Raw genomic sequence first — 4,265 nt, forward strand, 5'->3', positions numbered from 1 at the left:
CATCAAGCCGCATCAAGCCGATGCCGGCTACGACGTCATCGTTATCAGTGGCAAGAAATCCGAAATAGCTACCATCTGCGATTCTGGGTTCCAACCAATTTCGAAAATTAGGTGCCATCGCAGCCAGAGCTGTTTCATCCCGGCCCGCCTCTCGAAACATCAATTCTCGATGTTGGCAGATTAAATTCAAGTCGTCAGAACAGATATCACGAATTTCCATTTCGCCTCTTTCTTCAGTTTCTTCGCCTGGAATGATTTTTGAATGTCCGAAACTGGCCGGTTGCGGAGGTTAACTATCGGATTTCAAAGGGACCGTATTCAGAGCCTTGCGGAGCATAGGCTTGGTGTACAACTCTTCATTCGTGCCTGCTAGCTGTCCAAGGTGCAAATATTCACCTTCGTCGAAGGCTCTATATATGGCCCAAGAAAATTCAGAAAATGTCTCAAGAGGTGCCCAAGCAGACAAAGAGTTTATTGCACAGTCGGCTTTATCGAATTTCAAAAAATTATCTAGGTAGCGCTGCGCAACTTCTTTGGTGAAGCTTTCGCAGAATGCGTTGCGCGAACCGCTGTGCGAAACCAATAGCAAATCAAATGCGTCATCATCTGGCCGAGCATTTTTATCGATTTGGTTAAGGATGTCGTCTATATTCATTCTTAAAATGTGAATGACCGTTACTGGCCGGAAGCAGACTAAGTAATCCGCAGGAACATGCCAGCTTTCTGAGGTGGCAATGACATCTCAAAGCCGTATCGCCGATAGAACTCGGGCGTTCCATGGTCTGCCATTAAGCTTACGTATGCCGTTGCCGGTGCAGTTTCATGGATGAATTTCATTAAGCGTTCCATAATCATGTGTCCGAGGCCTTTCTTCTGATGGGGCGGCAAGACGGCGATATCCACAATCTCAAAGAAACAGCCGCCGTCACCAATGACACGTCCGATTCCCACCGGAATTTCTTCGGCATAGACAACTACGCTGAATAAGCCATTCTTCAAACCAATGGCGGCAGCTTCTGGAGATTTTCTGCTGAGGCCAGCTGCTAGCCTCGTCTCTATATAGACGGTTGCATCAGGCACTTCTTCACGAATGTGATAACGCATGGCGGGGCTTCGGGAAGAAAAGTTCATTATGTGATTACCTCCGTTTCTGGCCGATTGCGGAAGCAACGCGACAATCTAATTGTAATTTGGCCAAGCAAGCTGGACGGCACAAATACAGGACGTGATGAGTGCTGTGGAGTTCGCTGGCAGATTCGTGGGATTTCTTCGTAGCCTCGCCCAGACCACTCCAAGCTCGCCAAGACATTCCCTCCCTGTGGCCCCAGCTGTCATTGCGTCATGAACTTGGTGGGCTTCGTCCTCTCGCCCAAGTCGTGAGAGTTCTTCTGCGAGTCTGCGAAAGCAATCATATCCGTCGTTAGAGGCCATATTAGTCTGCAAAAATTCAGATTTAAGTGGTTTGATGAAGAGTCTGCTTCTGGCCGGCACCAGTCCCTCGGCTTGGATTTAGCTAGCGAGGACGATAGAGCAATGCGTCAGAGAGTTCATAGGAGGCCAAAGGGCCTTTTTTAACCATATTCATTTCAAACTGTTCGACAGGTTTCAGATACGCGAACACATCAAGCGTATCTCGCTCATCGCCTTCCGCAGCAGTCACAGATATTTGAAGTCGCTTGTTGTAGATTTGCATCGAAAACTGACCCACTTTGCTGGGAATTTTGCATCGAAAATTGACCCACGTTTGATACACAATCCTACCTAAGCAATCAGGTAGGAGATTGGAGTGATCGACGTGGCATTACTAGGAATTATTCGGCGCTGGCACTTACGTGACCAGATATCGCTAAGGGAGATCGCCAAGCGACTTGGCATCTCCAGGAACACCGTTAGACGTTACCTGCGCTCTGAAACTGTAGAGCCAGCCTACGCTGACCGGCGTTCAGCCAGTGCTCTGGATGTGTACACATTCAAACTATCTGCATGGCTTAAAACCGAATCCACCAAATCTAGGAAGCAAAAGCGAAGTCTCAAGCAGATGCACGCAGACTTGTGTGTGTTGGGATTTGAAGGCTCTTATGATCGCGTTGCCGCGTTCGCCCGGCAATGGAAAGTGGATCAGTTAGACAGGGTCAATGCTGCGAGCAAAGGAACACGCTCCTCTTGGAGCGGTTTTTTGCTTTTTGGACGCGGAGGTTCCCGCAACATCTCACCTTCGATGTGAGAGGGGATATCTTTGCCTAGAATTTAATGTGAACCTAAGGAGGTCTGCAATGAAGGAAGAAAAGCCGAAAGATCCATCCCCTCCAGCCGAGACTACGGACAAGCCGCGTTTGATAAAGATGGGCGGGAAAAGAAAAATACGTGCGATGACTGCCGACGATTGGGAAAAAGTGAAAGCATATGTAGCCGACCCTAATAACAAGCGCCGATATCCCGAGATCAGACTTGACGAGGAAGACGTGGACAGAGTGTTTGGAAAGAAAAAATAGATCGCTAAAAGTTTTGATTCGATTAGCGCAAAATCGTGTCGCCGAACAAGCTTTTGATTCGATTTTGCAGCCCCTAAATCTAGCTCAGCAAAAGCGCTTTCGCAAGAGTGGCCAGAAGCGACTTCTAGGGCAATTGAATCATCGGCGACTAAGTGCGAGTGACGCGGATTACAGTTTGATATTCTTCGTTGTCCGCAATCCATAAGCGGAAGTTCACATACGCCCCATTAATTGAGTCTTTAACCTAGGCAGCTCAACGTGCACCCCACGCCCGATTCGACCTACATTCTGCAAACGACTAATCACGCCGAATGCTTGGGTCTCTAGCTAAACGTACCATCTCCGCGCGATCCACTGGCGTCACTACGTGTACGCGCTTGGACATCATGTTTATAACTTTGCCGCTGGATATCAGTTTAGTAAGAACTTCGGATTGTTCACCGGACTTTGCGCGTAGCAACGCCTGATCACGAAGCGATATAATCCGTTGTTGCGCAACAGAAACGTTTTGTTTGTCAGACATTTTGCGCCTCCTAAAGACAGCCTTCATTCCAAATATGATACTGGCGTTTGCGAAGATATGATATCAAGCAAAAAAATCAAACCTTATCAGGCGTTTTTAACCCATTGCTTCCCGCACACAGGACTGGTCTTCATCGCCATCAGACAAGCTTATAGTCCTTTAATTTCTCGATGTGACTAGCAAAAATGCATATTCTGTAAAGAATGTGATGAGCTAGTTCGGCGATATTGATAGAAATGCCACAACACAATTTACGAGAATGGTTTGTGTCAGCGAAGGCTGGAAGCGTTGTTTTGCCGTATAGATTTGGAAGCATAGCCCTGCCGTAACGGCAATACTATGGTTCCAGCTTCACTGGGATGAAACGGAGAACTGCAAATATGGTGCGGCTGGCGGGGATCGAACCCACGACCCTTGGCTTCGGAGGCCAATACTCTATCCACTGAGCTACAGCCGCTTTTGGGACGAACGTCGAAGAGGGATGAAGGATACAGTTTTTCCCCCGCCCCGTCCACGGCGGGCAACTATTTTCCGTTCCCAATGAATTACATTGTGTCTATAATCTTAGGTTGGGCGAGACAGCGCTTCTCTAAACAGTAATAAACACCGATTTTCCAAAAAATTCGGGTCAACGCTTTCGAAGAATATTGCACTGAGGGAACTATGAGCGACGCACATAACGAACACCACGAATCCGCAATCAAAACGCCGAAACAGTTGATCGCTGCTGTATCGGCAGGCTTTCTGATCCCCATCGTCTGTATCGTCCTGCTGGTTGAGTACGTCACCAACGGCCAGACGACCGGGGGGAAATGATCGCCGCGCGCATCAAGCCCGTGGCCAGCGAAGGCTTCACTTTCCGTGATGCCAACGCGCCCAAGCAATTGCTGAGCGGTGAAGAAGTCTTCAAATCCACCTGCGCAGCCTGCCACGGCGCCGGCATCGCAGGCGCACCGAAGGTCGGCGATCCTGCCGCCTGGAAAGCGCGCATCGGCGAAGGCTACGACAAACTGTTGGCGCACGCCATCAACGGCCTGAACGCAATGCCTCCGAAAGGCGGCAATCCTGATCTGGACGACGTGGAAATCGCCCGCACCGTGGTCTACATGGCCAATCAGTCCGGTGCCAAGTTCAAGGAACCCGAAGTGAAGGCTCCAGCCGCTGCTCCGGCTGCCGCTCCCGCAGAAAAGAAATAATCAATATCAAGTAGGCGTCGCCTCCCCGAAAAAATAACAACGCTGGTTGGGACT

General features: G+C 49.3%; 4 protein-coding genes, 1 tRNA gene and 3 pseudogenes. 3 read left to right on the top strand and 5 right to left on the bottom strand.

Annotation, left to right across the window (positions count from 1 at the left end; genetic code table 11):
- From HLUSI_RS34315 to HLUSI_RS0117895, 4 genes and pseudogenes are all read right to left on the bottom strand, one after another.
- A pseudogene (locus HLUSI_RS34315) lies at positions 1–220 on the bottom strand (GNAT family N-acetyltransferase); the annotation flags it as partial.
- Between the two features lie 69 nt (positions 221–289).
- The gene (locus HLUSI_RS0117880) at positions 290–655 is read right to left on the bottom strand and encodes a hypothetical protein (RefSeq protein WP_016835253.1); all 366 of its coding nucleotides are present in this window, start codon (positions 653–655) and stop codon (positions 290–292) included.
- A gap of 38 nt (positions 656–693) precedes the next feature.
- Positions 694–1,131, bottom strand: a complete 438-nt coding sequence (locus tag HLUSI_RS0117885) for a GNAT family N-acetyltransferase (protein ID WP_238534035.1) — start codon at positions 1,129–1,131, stop codon at positions 694–696.
- 382 nt (positions 1,132–1,513) lie between these two features.
- The gene (locus tag HLUSI_RS0117895) at positions 1,514–1,693 is read right to left on the bottom strand and encodes a hypothetical protein (RefSeq protein ID WP_016835255.1); all 180 of its coding nucleotides are present in this window, start codon (positions 1,691–1,693) and stop codon (positions 1,514–1,516) included.
- Between the two features lie 93 nt (positions 1,694–1,786).
- Here HLUSI_RS0117895 and HLUSI_RS31825 point away from each other — a divergent pair.
- Positions 1,787–2,155 (top strand): annotated as a pseudogene (locus HLUSI_RS31825) (helix-turn-helix domain-containing protein); the annotation flags it as partial.
- A gap of 118 nt (positions 2,156–2,273) precedes the next feature.
- The gene (locus HLUSI_RS0117900) at positions 2,274–2,492 is read left to right on the top strand and encodes a hypothetical protein (protein WP_016835256.1); all 219 of its coding nucleotides are present in this window, start codon (positions 2,274–2,276) and stop codon (positions 2,490–2,492) included.
- 904 nt (positions 2,493–3,396) lie between these two features.
- Here the strand turns inward: HLUSI_RS0117900 and HLUSI_RS0117905 are convergent.
- A tRNA-Arg gene (locus tag HLUSI_RS0117905) sits at positions 3,397–3,472 on the bottom strand.
- Between the two features lie 206 nt (positions 3,473–3,678).
- Here HLUSI_RS0117905 and HLUSI_RS29395 point away from each other — a divergent pair.
- Positions 3,679–4,211: pseudogene (locus HLUSI_RS29395) on the top strand (c-type cytochrome).
- Positions 4,212–4,265: the final 54 nt, after the last annotated feature.

It is taken from the genome of Herbaspirillum lusitanum P6-12, assembly GCF_000256565.1.
GTDB classification, from domain to species: domain Bacteria; phylum Pseudomonadota; class Gammaproteobacteria; order Burkholderiales; family Burkholderiaceae_D; genus Herbaspirillum; species Herbaspirillum lusitanum.